This is a genomic window from Flavobacterium bizetiae, assembly GCF_902804475.1.
Lineage (GTDB): Bacteria > Bacteroidota > Bacteroidia > Flavobacteriales > Flavobacteriaceae > Flavobacterium > Flavobacterium bizetiae.
Map to the genome: position 1 here is coordinate 1 of NZ_CADCSU010000047.1, position 12875 is coordinate 12875.

Annotated in this window: 10 protein-coding genes; 7 read left to right on the forward strand and 3 right to left on the reverse strand. The window is 35.0% G+C overall.

The genetic code is table 11. From position 1 onward, the window contains the following. The first annotated feature begins 263 nt into the window (after positions 1 to 263). Positions 264 to 1058: a polysaccharide lyase gene (locus FLACOL7796_RS04275; RefSeq protein WP_173969594.1), complete on the forward strand. Its 795-nt coding sequence runs from the start codon at positions 264 to 266 to the stop codon at positions 1056 to 1058. A gap of 142 nt (positions 1059 to 1200) precedes the next feature. Here FLACOL7796_RS04275 and FLACOL7796_RS04280 read toward each other — a convergent pair whose 3' ends face one another. After that, complete coding sequence (locus FLACOL7796_RS04280; RefSeq protein ID WP_173969595.1) at positions 1201 to 2388, reverse strand: MFS transporter; 1188 nt, start codon at positions 2386 to 2388, stop codon at positions 1201 to 1203. A 97-nt stretch (positions 2389 to 2485) separates the two neighbouring features. Here FLACOL7796_RS04280 and FLACOL7796_RS04285 point away from each other — a divergent pair, with 97 nt between their 5' ends. From FLACOL7796_RS04285 to FLACOL7796_RS04295, 3 genes are all read left to right on the forward strand, one after another. Further along, entirely contained in the window at positions 2486 to 3442 is a 957-nt protein-coding gene (locus tag FLACOL7796_RS04285) for a helix-turn-helix domain-containing protein (RefSeq protein WP_173969596.1), read from the forward strand. Between the two features lie 241 nt (positions 3443 to 3683). Then, positions 3684 to 4826 (forward strand): glycoside hydrolase family 76 protein, encoded by a 1143-nt coding sequence (locus tag FLACOL7796_RS04290; protein ID WP_173969597.1) that lies wholly within the window; start codon positions 3684 to 3686, stop codon positions 4824 to 4826. A gap of 116 nt (positions 4827 to 4942) precedes the next feature. Further along, on the forward strand, positions 4943 to 6079 hold the full coding sequence (locus tag FLACOL7796_RS04295) for an aldose epimerase family protein (protein WP_173969598.1): 1137 nt from the start codon (positions 4943 to 4945) through the stop codon (positions 6077 to 6079). Between the two features lie 59 nt (positions 6080 to 6138). Here the strand turns inward: FLACOL7796_RS04295 and FLACOL7796_RS04300 are convergent, their stop codons facing one another. Continuing rightward, on the reverse strand, positions 6139 to 7317 hold the full coding sequence (locus tag FLACOL7796_RS04300) for an FAD-dependent oxidoreductase (RefSeq protein ID WP_173969599.1): 1179 nt from the start codon (positions 7315 to 7317) through the stop codon (positions 6139 to 6141). A gap of 78 nt (positions 7318 to 7395) precedes the next feature. Continuing rightward, entirely contained in the window at positions 7396 to 8247 is an 852-nt protein-coding gene (locus tag FLACOL7796_RS04305; RefSeq protein ID WP_173969600.1) for a helix-turn-helix domain-containing protein, read from the reverse strand. Between the two features lie 248 nt (positions 8248 to 8495). On the opposite strand from FLACOL7796_RS04305, the gene FLACOL7796_RS04310 reads away from it, so the two are divergent. The 3 genes from FLACOL7796_RS04310 (at position 8496) to FLACOL7796_RS04320 (ending at position 12757) form a co-directional block, all read left to right on the forward strand. After that, entirely contained in the window at positions 8496 to 9701 is a 1206-nt protein-coding gene (locus FLACOL7796_RS04310; protein WP_173969601.1) for a glycoside hydrolase family 88 protein, read from the forward strand. 143 nt (positions 9702 to 9844) lie between these two features. Continuing rightward, positions 9845 to 11821 (forward strand): heparin-sulfate lyase HepC, encoded by a 1977-nt coding sequence (gene hepC, locus FLACOL7796_RS04315; protein ID WP_173969602.1) that lies wholly within the window; start codon positions 9845 to 9847, stop codon positions 11819 to 11821. A gap of 84 nt (positions 11822 to 11905) precedes the next feature. Then, on the forward strand, positions 11906 to 12757 hold the full coding sequence (locus FLACOL7796_RS04320) for a heparin lyase I family protein (RefSeq protein WP_173969603.1): 852 nt from the start codon (positions 11906 to 11908) through the stop codon (positions 12755 to 12757). Positions 12758 to 12875 lie beyond the last annotated feature (118 nt).

Genomic DNA, 12875 nt, shown 5'->3' on the forward strand with positions numbered 1-12875 from the left:
ATTCTAAATAATTATTTCGCATATTTTTTTAACAATCTTATTTTTTTAACGCAAAAAATATACACAAAACACATCTACAGGATTTTTACGTACCCAAAATCGTACTTTTCTAGTCCCTCTATAAATTGTTATTAATCAACTTTGTAGTGTCAATTACCTGATACTGATTTTGATAATGATAAAAAACTTTTATTTCAAAGTCAATGATGTAATTGCAAACTATTCTTTACTAACCATTAATTATTAACCTTAAAATTTTAACAATGAGAAAATTTTTAAAATTAACCACTATGCTATTTATTACAGCATTAATGTTTAACTCCTGCGAAAAGGAACAAGATTTAAATGAGCCTCAAAGCGTTAACAAGGACGAGACGCAAATCATCAACAACGAAGTACAGCAAAACACCCAAAAAGCAGCCGCTTCAGCTGTTGCTGCATTAGCTGGAAGTGCTGCATCCAGAACGATCACATTGCAAACCAATACATTATCATGTCCGGGTGGTTTATGCACATCGTATGGTGTTTGGTCGGAAGGTGTTTATACCGTTTGGTTTCAGATGAGATTTAATTCCGGATTTTATTGGAGCCGCGGCGGTAAATGCGGATACGGAATATTAATTGGTGATCAGAATACCGGTGGCGACCCAGGATGGGATGGTAATGGCGGTAGTGCAAGATTTATGTGGTATTGTCCAAACGGATCAAATTCTGCCAAAGGAAGCGGCGCTTATCTTCAGCCTTACGTGTATTATAGAGATCAGCCGGGACAATTTGGTAATGATTTTGGAAAAAAGTATTTCATACAAGAAAACGTTACCTACAATTGCCAGATATCTGTTAAGTTAAATACAGGTTCAAATACAAACGGTTATGTAAAATATTATGTAAACGGAACTGAATTATTAAATCAAACCATTCGTTGGGTAACCAATGATGCTAAGCGAAATGTAAATGCGGTAAGTCTTCACACTTTCCGTGGCGGTAGTCAGGAATACTGGAAAGCTCCGGTAACAAGTTCTATTACTTATCCTAGCGCCTCTTGGGATGCTCTATAGTTTTAAATAATAGTAACCATTCTTTTCTCATCCTTAAATTAGGATTTGAGTAAGGATGGCAAAATTAAAAGCCCATTTCTAACGAAATGGGCTTTTTTACTTCTAATTCTAACTTCGTACTTACCTCTGTTATTTTTAATATTTAATTTTCAGGTCTATACTTCGCATACATCATTGCTGCAAAGAACACAATAAATGCCGCAGTTGCATACAATATACCCGGACTATAATAATAAATAGCCGCCGCCAATAACGGAACAAACACATTAATAGCCGATTGCAAACTTTGGTTTACGCCTTGTAATTTTCCTTGTTTACTTTCTTCTACAGATTGCGATAATTTGCCATTGTATGTGGGATCAAACAAACCTTCACCCGAAATAATACAGATTACCGCAAACGAAATAAGCACTGTCGAATGTACATAAACGCTTAACAGAATTAATCCTAAACCAATTCCCAAAATAATTAAACCTGTTATTCCGATATTTTTCTCGTTGAAATGTTTCAATAACCAAGGCAATAAAACGGCTCTGGTGAGAATATCACAAATACCAACAAAAGTTAAGATTCCGCCAATAAATCCGGGTGTCCATTCGTAAATATCTTTTAAGAAAAGGGTAAAATTAAACTGAAAAATACTTAATCCTATATAGAATAAAACGCCTAAAATCAATAACGGTTTCAGTCCTTTTAGTTTGAAAATTTCACTAAAATGAGAGAAAGTATTGAAACTCGAAACTGATAAATGTTTGGTTCGTTTTTCAACAGGCAATGATTCGGGCAATAGAAAATAAACTGCAATTCCCGAAAGCAATATCAAAACCGCCGTAACAAAAAATGGCAACCCAATTGATATGCTTCCTAACAATCCGCCCAATGCGGGCCCTCCTATTTTTCCTATTCCCATAACGGCACCAATATAACCGAACCATTTGGCTCGTTCATTGGGTTCAGTTGTATCGGCTATATAAGCGAACAAAATACTCATATTTCCTGCTGTAAGTCCGTCGATTATTCTTCCCAGAAACAGAATCCACAATGCGCCGCCAATTCCAAATAAAACATAGCCAATTACAGAACCAAACAAACTAATCAGAAGGATGTTTTTTCTTCCGTATCTATCGCTTAATGCTCCAAAAACCGGTGCAGAGAAAAAGGAACAGGCAGCGAATATCGACATTAATAAACTCATACCTACAACCACTTGTTGAGATGGTAAATATTGGCTGATCAAAAAAGGCAGAAGCGGTAATACAATAGAAAACCCAATGGAATTCAAAAGGACGATTCCTATAATAATCCACAATTTATATTTCTTAGATTTCATGATTTTAAATACTTTTTAAATTATGACACAAATTTATTCTGTATATTAGAGGTAAAATAATCTCATTAGACATAAAAACAGCTCTAAAAGACATCTTATGATTCAAAGCCAAACAATACCAAATGTTCTAAAAGCGTTTGCTCATTTACTGAATACAGAAATACAAGATTGGAAACTGGAAATTCCTGAAAAGTTTGGAAGAGGATATTGCATGGGATTTACATTCAATACCCATATTAGAATGATTATTTCTAATTATGAATTGAATGAAGATATAATTGTCGAAAACCTGGATCTCAATCATTCAAGGAAAAGATTATTTTTTAAGTTTCAGAATATCTTTCCTGCAACAGAAACTTTGCCTGGAGAAATGCCGTCAAAAAGCCCTCCTTCAGTTTTAATTGGAACCAGCAGTCTGAATACCGATACCGTTATTCCCATTCATACCAATACTGCCACTATCAATATTGAGATCGACGCTGATTATTTGAGCGAACTATTTGAAATTTCTGAGAAATCAACCATTTTATACAATCTGCTACAAAACAAGCAGCCTTTGTTATTTGAACAAATGTTATATCCTTCTTTACAGAAAATTGCAGATGAAATAATATCTGAATCTATTTCTAATACTTTTAAACTCTTCTTTTTAAGAATAAAAGCCGAAGAACTAATATGCAGGTTATTAATTGAATTAGAAAAGCGAGATACCAAACAACTCTATACTTTAAACAGTAGCGATATTGAGAAAATTTATAAAGTAAAACAGCAAATGTTGGAAGAACTAAGTATTCCACCTGTGATTAATGATCTCGCCATTGCTGCCAATATGAGTCCTACAAAACTGAAAAACTTATTTAAGCAAATATTCGGCAATAGCATTTTCAATTATTATCAGGAATTTAGAATGAAAGAAGCAGCAATCCTTCTCAAACAAGGAAATTTATCCGTTTCTGATGTGGGCTACAAATTAGGATTCACGAATTTAAGCCATTTTTCGAAAGTCTTTGCCGCACATACTGGAGTTAAACCCAAGCAGTACAGTAAATCATAATTCCGTTCAAACTCTTTTATTTGCAAATGTGTAATGTTTGTTTCACAATCATCTGGTTTCTTAAAAAATAAATACCAAAACAACGATTTGTGAATAATATTGGCAAAAATAATAATAATCTGTGTTTTTTAGTTTTAAATACTAAAACGTTTTAGTAGATTTGCGTAGCTCGCTTTACAATTCCATAAACAACTATACCTTATACAAAATCAAAAAAAATAACCACAAATAATTACCCATTATGAATCACAAAAAAAAGAGTTTAATACTTGTTGCAGCAGTTGTACTGTTTTCAAGTTTTTCATTAATAAAAAAGAATGCCATTTCGAAAAGTAATTTTTATAAAGAAGAAATGGAAAAGCTCCATACCGCTATCGAGAACAACTTTCACGATCGTGTTTCCGGCTATTACTTCGTTGATTTAGATCCTGCCAAAAGAGAAACTAAATTTGGACATAAAAGAGAATACAGTTGGTTATGGGCGCTTTGTGCTATGTTTGAAGCTACAAACGAAATCGAAAAAATAGATAAAAATGCCAATCTTACAGATGGTATTGTTAAAAGTATGCAGCCTTACTACGATCCTGCTCCACCTAAACCGGGATATGGCGAATATATTGTAAAACTGAGTAAAGGACAACGATATTACGATGATAATCAATGGATAGGAATTACTAGTTTAGACATTTACGAAAGAACAAGAAAAAAATCTTATTTTGATTTAGGAAAATCAATGTATGATTTTATGATGACGGCATCAGACACAAAATTAGGTGGCGGATTATATTGGAGAGAAAATGATTATGAAACGAAAAACACATGTTCTAACGGTCCCGGAATTCTTGTTGCGCTTAAAATGTACAAAGCCACAAAACAAAAAGTTTATCTTGATAATGCATTGAAGATCTACAATTGGACAAATGAAAAACTGCAAACACCAGATGGCTTATTTTATGACAATATTAAAGTAAACGACGGAAGTATCGGAAAAACAATATACTCTTATAATACAGGAACGATGCTTCAGTCTAATGTGTATTTATATGAGTTAACAGGCGATAAAAAATACCTTAAAAAAGCAATTGAAATGGCAGACAGTTCTTTGCTGTATTTTTATGGAGGCGACAAGTTTAGAGACGGTTACTGGTTTAATGCCGTTTTATTGCGCGGATATCAGCATCTTTTAAAATACAATAAAGATCTAAAATACATTTCGGGATTTAAAAAATGTCTGGATAATACTTTAAAAGAAAACAAAAACGAAAAAGGATTATTTACAGGAAACGAAGGTGTATATAATTTAGTAGAACATGGCGGAATGCTGGAAATTCTGGCTCGATTCGCTTATCTTGAAGATCATTATAATTTGGCAAAACAAAAATAATTTATTGATAATCGTATTTGGTGATAAAACATATTTAGAGTTTTTATTCTCTTATAATGGATTAAAAAGAAAACAATTCTATCATTACAATGCGTAACGAAATACAATAAAATCTCATGAACAAATTACAATTAACGACCTGCTTGTCCTTTTTATTTTTGGCAATGTTGATTACTGAGAATGTATTTTCTCAGAATCCAGATCAATCCAAAAAATCTTTTATTACTAAAAAGAAAATCGGACAGGTTCAGGAACAGGATGTTTTCGAATATACGCTGCAAAATAAAACCGGAATGCAGGTTCAGCTCATTACGTATGGCGCAGCAATTACTAATGTTATAACGCCGGATAAAGATGGCAAAATGAGCAGCGTTGTACTTGGTTTTGATTCACTTTCTCAGTTTGCCGGTACTGACAATTCATTGATGGGCTCTACGGTAGGTCGTGTCGCGAATCGAATTTCAAACAAAAAATTTACAATTGACGGACAGGAATATACGTTGTCTTCTGATATTCACGGAGGTATAAATGGTTTTGATAAACGTGTTTGGATAGCCAAAGAAATCTCAAAAAAGAATGAACTTGCCGTTGAAATGACTTATTTAAGCAAAGATGGCGAGGAAGGTTTTCCGGGGAATTTATTGGTTACAGTAACTTTCACACTCAAAAACAATGATTTAGTTATTGATTATAAAGCAACTACAGATAAAGCTACGCCACTTGTATTGACCAATCATACTTATTTTAACCTTTCGGGCGGAAAAAGCAATAAGGCACTGGATACAGAATTAACGGTTTTTGCCGATCAATATTTAGAATACGGAGATGGAAGTCTGGTCACCGGAAAAATCCTGAACGTAAAACAAACTCCATTCGATTTTACTACGCCTAAAACCATTGGCAAAGACATCGAAAAAGTACAACAATATACCAATGGCTACGATGTGACTTTTGCTTTGCGAAACCAAACAAGCAAACTCGCTTTGGCTGCAAAAGCTTTTGAACCATTAAGTGGCAGAGCATTAGAAGTGTATACCACCGAGCCGGGCGTTGTATTTTATTCCGGAAATTGGTTAAGTGAAAAAGTAAAAGGACGCAACGGAGTTCCTTATACCAAAAATGGCGCATTCTGCCTCGAAACACAGCATTATCCCAATTCGATCAATACACCAAATTTCCCAAATACTGTTTTACGACCTAAAGAAACCTTTACATCTCAAACCATTTACAGATTTCTTGTTCGCAATCATTAAAATAAAAAATGCTAAACTTAACCGTTTAGCATTTTTTTTATACTCAAAATTACAATCGATTAGGATTGAAACATTTCAATTAATTCTTTAATAGATTGCTCAGATGGTGAAGCAAAATCCTGTATGCTTTCTATAGCTTCTTTTGCCAGAACAGCTGCTCTAGATCTCATTTTATTTTCATAAGCCGCAATTGCCGTTTTCAAATCATTAAATTCTTCGTTGCACAAACATTCACTTAAATCAAAAGCATCAAGCATAGCGGTATTCACGCCTTCGCCAGACGGCGGCATCAAATGAGCAGCATCTCCAATTAAAGTAACATTCGATTTAGCTTCCCAATGCTGATCTATCGGAAAATAATTCAATGGTCTCACGATAAATTGTTTACATGCCTTAAACAACGTAAAAAACACCGGATTCCATTTTTTATAATAATCAACCAAATAAGCGTATACTTCATCAGGATTATTAAAATTTATGCTGCTGTTTTTAGTCCAATTTTCAGGATATAAAGAGGCAGCGTAAAAAGTTAAACCTCCGCCCGCCATAGGTTGTGCTGCGATGGTTTTGCCAATATCCATAGCAAGAAGATTAGCATTATTAACTAAATTATACATTTCAGGACATGCTGATTCAGGATTTTCAATTTCTCCTTGTATAATTGTCGTGCCTGAATACAATGACTGAATATCGGTTACGTAAGGACGAACTTTAGAAAGATGCCCGTCTGATCCGATCACAATATCTGCAAAAGCTGTAGTTCCGTTTTTAAATTTCAATTCCCACGAATCATTCATTTGCTCCATGCTCAAAAAATGACTGTCCCAAACTACAGTATCCGGCAAAAGCGCATCAATTAGTAAATTTCTTAAAACTCCCCTATCGATTTCCGGTCTGAAATTTTCATTATTAAAATCATCTTCCTTACCATCGTTCGTTTCATCAAGATAAATATTCGCCTCTTTATTTACGATGCGATACTTATCTGCCCCACGCATATAAACGTTTTTAAAAGAATCCAGTAATCCTGCTGCTGTCATTACCTTCAGACCCGAATCGAAATGCAAATCGACAATGGCTCCCTGCACGCGGGATTCTTTATTAAAATCTCTCTCATACACCTTAACTTCTGCACCTTTTAATTGTAAAAGTCGAGCCAAAGTCAATCCTCCCGGCCCTCCGCCTAATATGGCTACTTTTTTATCTTTTAAAAGATTATCTCCTTTTATTCCTTCCATTTTTTATCTCTTTTTTATCCATGCAAAGAAATAGCGAATTGAAAGAAAGGGCAATATCAATACAAAGCATTTATAGGACTATTCGAGGTTTTTATTTCTAAAAGCTATTGGAGTCGTTTTTACAACTTTAGAAAATAATCGGGAGAAATAAGAATAATCGTCATAGCCCAACATTGTCGCAATTTCTTTTATGGATTTATCCGAATGATACAGCAAACGTTTCGCTTCTAAAATAACACGTTGTTGGATATGATAAGAAATGGAATAACCTGTTGCGGTTTTTACGCATTCATTTAGATACGCCGTAGAAATGTTTAGAATATCAGCATAAGCACCTGGACTTTTAATAGTTTCAAAATGAAGCTCAAGTTCCGTTTTAAACGCTTTAGTGATAATCTCAAATCTTGAATACTTATCCGTCGTTTTTGATGCTGCCAAATATTGCGAGATTACCAGTGCGATTAAGGTGTTACAACTTTCTTTTAAAATCGAAGCATGCATTTTTTCTTCTCTTCTGGCAAAAAGTTTAATACATACTGATGCTGTTTCGTCTAATATGGATAAAGTATCCTGATTTAAAGACAATACATTTACAGGAGTTAATTCTTCTAAAATCTTTAAAAACTCAGGCCGGATATTTTCAATAGCAATTATCCAACTGATGATTACGGCATCTTCAAATGAAATGACACGATGAACCTGATTGGGATGAATAAAAAGAACTGCCGGTCCTTTGATTTTTTGTTTTTTAAAATCAATTTCGATATTCGTAATCCCTTTTTCCTGAAGAATAAATGTATAACCGCCATCGCGATGCGCTCTTTCTACTTCTTCAGAATTAGGCGATCCGTCAAACGATGCTTTGCCTATTATTACTCCTTTACTAAGTTCAGAAGGCAGCGTATTTACGGGAATGGACTTTATCTTCATAAACTTATCTATTTTATCCTTTAAACAAAGTTAGTTTTTTGAGATGTAAAAAATTCAACAAAAATATCAGAATCATTTATAACGGTACTTCGTTTTAGTAAAACTCAGCATAAGATGGTTCTAAAATGCATGTTTACACAAATTCAAAACATTTATGATAGAATTTGAAAGACCGTTTTGAACCTCACGTATAACTTCGCTTTATAAAATATTCCATCAAACAGAATACAGACATAAACGATTAAACTATGAAAAAAACCTTCAACCTGTTTCTAGTCCTCTCCACCATTACTCTCAGCACTTTTGCAAAGCCTGTCCAAAATGATGATCCGTCTTTGCTTTGGTTTAAAAAGACCACAGAGGTAATTCACTTTCAATTAAACAAAGCCGCTCAAACTTATAAACCCGGAAAAAATCCGCGTTCTGTAAATCCTGACGGAACAGTTAGACTGGCAGGTTTAACCGATTGGACAACGGGTTTTTTCCCCGGAAGTCTTTGGTACGGTTATGAACTTACAGGAGATAAAACCCTGGCCAATGAAGCTAAAAATTTTACGCTTGCACTGGATTCTATCCGAAACATCAAAAATACGCACGATGTAGGTTTCATGCTGTATTGCTCTTACGGAAATGCCTACAGAATTACAGGGGATAAAATATATCTTCCGGCTTTGGCCGATGGTGCAGCCAATCTATACGCGCGTTTTAATCCAACTGTGGGAACAATTCGTTCTTGGGATTTCGCGTGGTTACACTATCCTGTAATCATAGATAATATGATGAATCTCGAATATCTGTATTGGAGTGCTAACGAGTTTAAAAAACCGGAATATGCTAATGCAGCCAGTATACACGCCTTAACCACCATAAAAAATCATTTTAGAAAAGATTATAGTTCGTATCATTTAGTTGATTATGATGCCAAAACAGGAAAAATAATCCATAAAGGAACCCATCAGGGCGTTACAGACGATTCGGCCTGGGCTCGCGGACAAGCATGGGGATTATATGGGTATACAATGTGTTATGCCAATACCAAAAATCCTAAGTTTTTGCAACAGGCAGAACATATTGCCTCTTTTATCATGAACCATCCAAGAATGCCAAAAGATAAAATACCCGTTTGGGATTTTGATGTTCACAATGCCATGGATACCGAAGTTTTGGCGCCAAGAGACGCGTCGGCTGCTGCGGTTATTGCCTCTGCTTTATTAGATTTAAGTACTCAGGTTAAAGACGGAAAAAAATATGCCGATTATGCCGAAGATATTTTAAAATCATTATCATCAGACGCTTATTTGGCAAAACCGGGTGAGAATAGTTATTTTCTTTTAAAACACAGCGTTGGTGCTTTCTTGTATAATTCAGAAATCGATACACCGCTTGATTATGCTGATTATTATTATCTGGAAGCTTTAAAAAGATACGCTTCAATCAAAAAAATTCAAATTTAATACCTCTTTCAATCAATTTGATCGAAGTAATACCATAATAAAGATTTTAAGGAGCTATTTTTGATATTCAAAACATCAATTAAATAGCTTCTTGTTTATTGTAAAAAAGTACAATTATTAGAATTTATTTAAATTAAAATAAGATGATAAATTTAAAAAAAACAATGGCTTTGTTTCTTCTGCTAATGACAGTTTGTTTTAGCAATGCGCAGGAAGCCTCCATAAACAAAGAAAGTTTTGATGCTGTAAACCTGAGTTATCCGGGTTTAGAAAAAGTAAATCAGCTTTATAAATCAGGGAAATACAATGATGCTGCTGAGGCATTACTCACCTATTATCGCAATCGAAAAAACATTAAAAATCCTGATTTTAATATCGGTGACGAAGCGAGATTTAGAGGAAAAGATATCGGAAAAGCCAATCAGGAAAAGGCAGATAATGCTTTACTGCATTTATTTAAACCTCAAAAAGGCTATGGCTTTTTCGATTACGGAAAAGACATCAATTGGGATTATTGGCCGGTAAAAGACAATGAAGTACGCTGGCAATTGCACCGCGTAACCTGGTGGTCGTCTATGGGAATGGCGTACCGAAGCAGCGGAGACGAAAAATATGCAAAAGAGTGGATTTTCCAATTCCGAGATTGGGAAAAGAAAAACTATCTGGGACGTTCTGCCGAAAACGATCAAATTGCATGGCGTCCGCTTGAGGTATCAGAACGTATACAAATCTTTCCGGGAATCTTCAATTTATTTGTAGTTTCTTCTCATTTTACACCAGCTTTTTTAATGGAATTTTTAAACAGTTTAAGCAAGCAAACTGATTATATTCCGAAACATTACAGCAAAGAAGGAAACCATTTATTGTTTGAGGCTCAACGTGTTTTAGGTGCAGGAGCTTCGTTTCCGGAATTAAAACAAGCCGAAGAATGGCGTAAAAGCGGTATCGAAATCTTAAACAGAGAAATAAAACTGCAGGTGTTTGAAGATGGCGTACAATGGGAACTCTCTCCTACTTATCACGTTGCCTGTATTGAGATTTTCCTTAAAGCTTATAATTCGGCAAAAATGGCCGGAGTAGAAAAAGAATTTCCGGATACGTACATCAAAACAATCGAAAAAATGATTGTGGCTACAGCCAATATATCGTTCCCGGATTATAACAATCCAATGTTTGGCGATTCGTGGCCAATTGAAAAAAATGCGCGCATAAAACAATTTGCAGGCTGGTCGAAACTATTTCCGGATAACGGCCTTATTAAATATTTTGCAACAGATGGCGTAGACGGAAAATTACCTAATTTATCGAATGCATTGCCAAATGGCGGTTTTTACACTTTTAGAAACGGCTGGAACGATAAATCGACTGTAATGATTTTAAAAGCCGGACCTCCTGCCGAATTTCATGCACAGCCGGATAACGGAACTTTTGAACTTTGGGTAAACGGACGCAACTTTATGCCCGATACCGGATGTTATTTATACAGCGGTGATGCAGAAGTTACCAAAATGAGAAACTGGTTCCGCCAGACCAGAGTTCACAATACTTTGACTTTGAATAATGAAAACATGATCATTACCAAAGCTCAGCAAAACAAATGGAAAACGGCTAAAAATCTGGACATTTTAACCTATACAAATCCAAGTTATACTGACTTAGAACACCAACGCAGCATTCTGTTTATCAACGAAAAATATTTTCTAATTATAGATAAAGCAATTGGAAAAGCAACCGGAAATTTAGGCGTTCATTTTCAATTAAAAGAAGACAGCAAACCGGTTTATAATACGACAAACAACAGCGTTTACACTACTTACGAGGATGAAAACAACCTTTTAATTCAATCTTTGAATACAGATAAAATCGTTTTAAAAGAAGAAGAAGGAAAAGTATCTTACGTTTATGCGAAAGAAATGGCAAGACCAGCTTTCGTTTTTGAGAAACCTAAAAATGATGCCGCCACACAGCAATTTATAAGCATTGTATATCCGTATAACGGAAATAAAACTCCCGAAATTAGCCTTCAACCCAATGCAGGCAATGATTTTGAAAAAGGAAACATCAATTTAACGATTACGATTGATGGTAAAAAAAGCGAAATCAAAACAACTTTACAATAATATAAACATAATGCCAATACGTTTTCTTATTTCTGATTCCGGTTAGAAATAAGAAAGCTTGGTTATATAAAATCATAAAGCATTATGAAAAAGAATATTCCCCTAAAACTTATTATTGTGAGCATTGCATTTCTAATTGGAACTGCCTGCAGTAAAGAAGACAACGACGATTCTAAACCTGAAGAACCAGCTCAGGCAGTAAACGATACGATTCTAAACATCAATTACGAAACAGGCGAATTTACTTCAGGAATTACGGGTATCACAGGTACTCACGCCACTGCGGCTGATGCCGTTTATATGACTTCGCCCGGAAGTACTGGTAAATATGCTGTTGCGCACAAAGTTACCCTTGGCGACGATGCTTATTTTTCAGATGGTTCCTACCGTAGTGAATCGGATGCTGTTTCTTTGGTAAAATATCGTTATGTTCCGGGTGACGAATGCCGGTATGAAGTCAGCATTTTATTGAAAGACTGGCAACCTTGGAATGGCACAGACCCTGCTTACGGCGATAATATTTTTCAGTTAAAAATGTCCGATAATCAGTTATTGCCTCTCAGAATCCTTACTAAACGTAACGCCATCGTGGCAAGAAACTATCAATATCAGGACAATCTAATTACAGATTATCGCCCTTATATCAACCAATGGATCAAGTTTCGTATTGACGTAAAATGGACACTTGACAATACCGGATATATGAGAATTTACGCGAAACTTCCCAACCAATCAGATTATAAATTATTATTAGAGCGCACTAATTTTGTAACATTCACAGGTAATCCTGCTGTTGGAAATGTAGGTTATCTAAAATGGGGCGTTTACCGCGAAGCCGGAAAAGATGCCAATGGCAATGTAATTACCAGCGATAATGTGCTAACCCGTATCGCTTATCATGATGATATTAGAATCATTAAACTTCCTTTAAAATAGCTTTAGCTTTACTTCTTAAAACTTTGTCAAAGTTTTAAACTTTGACAAAGTTCTACATTACACCCTTCTCCCTCATTTTTGTCATCACGATGAAGGAGAAATCTCCACAAGAAGCTCC

What these genes read in the sequence shown, in the direction of transcription:
- FLACOL7796_RS04275 (WP_173969594.1), top strand. Translation starts at nt 264, where the DNA reads ATGAGAAAATTTTTAAAATTAACCACTATGCTATTTATTACAGCATTA.
- FLACOL7796_RS04280 (WP_173969595.1), bottom strand. Translation starts at nt 2,388, where the DNA reads ATGAAATCTAAGAAATATAAATTGTGGATTATTATAGGAATCGTCCTT.
- FLACOL7796_RS04300 (WP_173969599.1), bottom strand. Translation starts at nt 7,317, where the DNA reads ATGGAAGGAATAAAAGGAGATAATCTTTTAAAAGATAAAAAAGTAGCC.
- FLACOL7796_RS04310 (WP_173969601.1), top strand. Translation starts at nt 8,496, where the DNA reads ATGAAAAAAACCTTCAACCTGTTTCTAGTCCTCTCCACCATTACTCTC.
- FLACOL7796_RS04295 (WP_173969598.1), top strand. Translation starts at nt 4,943, where the DNA reads ATGAACAAATTACAATTAACGACCTGCTTGTCCTTTTTATTTTTGGCA.
- FLACOL7796_RS04290 (WP_173969597.1), top strand. Translation starts at nt 3,684, where the DNA reads ATGAATCACAAAAAAAAGAGTTTAATACTTGTTGCAGCAGTTGTACTG.
- FLACOL7796_RS04320 (WP_173969603.1), top strand. Translation starts at nt 11,906, where the DNA reads ATGAAAAAGAATATTCCCCTAAAACTTATTATTGTGAGCATTGCATTT.
- hepC (WP_173969602.1), top strand. Translation starts at nt 9,845, where the DNA reads ATGATAAATTTAAAAAAAACAATGGCTTTGTTTCTTCTGCTAATGACA.
- FLACOL7796_RS04285 (WP_173969596.1), top strand. Translation starts at nt 2,486, where the DNA reads ATGATTCAAAGCCAAACAATACCAAATGTTCTAAAAGCGTTTGCTCAT.
- FLACOL7796_RS04305 (WP_173969600.1), bottom strand. Translation starts at nt 8,247, where the DNA reads ATGAAGATAAAGTCCATTCCCGTAAATACGCTGCCTTCTGAACTTAGT.